The sequence below is a fragment of the Pseudoalteromonas sp. SR44-8 genome (genome assembly GCF_014163635.1).
GTDB lineage: Bacteria > Pseudomonadota > Gammaproteobacteria > Enterobacterales > Alteromonadaceae > Pseudoalteromonas > Pseudoalteromonas rhizosphaerae.
This window is the reverse complement of record NZ_JACJDS010000105.1, coordinates 1-382: the sequence shown is the minus strand read 5'-3', so window position 1 is coordinate 382 and position 382 is coordinate 1. Positions and strand designations below refer to the sequence as shown.

1 pseudogene is annotated in these 382 nt (G+C 43.5%); it reads left to right on the top strand.

Annotated features, from left to right (window positions below):
• Positions 1 to 382: pseudogene (locus H5183_RS21515) on the top strand (hypothetical protein); the annotation flags it as partial.

The window sequence follows — 382 nt, the reverse complement described above, 5'->3', positions numbered from 1 at the left end:
GTTGTGACGATTGAAACAGAAGATGGCTCAGTGCCAGAATTTCCTTTTTTGATAAAGTCGGCCTATTCAGAGTCGTGTGGTCATAGTAGTTGTGGTATTGATTTTGGTTATAAATATTTTAAAACGGCCTATGCTAATGAGCCAATTACCTTCCCACGGGAGCGTTTGGATTTATTACAGCCCAACGCCTATGCATCGATTGAGTTTACTGTTACTCATCCTAATTATCACCACCGCGGATTTCCGCGAGGCTTTGCGCCCACCGATGCTGATGACCCTATTCATATCACGTTTACCGTTAAGCCGTTTACTGAACAAATGAAAAAAGTAGCTGGCTGGGCGACTGGCCCTAAGCAAGACATGCAAAACTTTACACCTGATA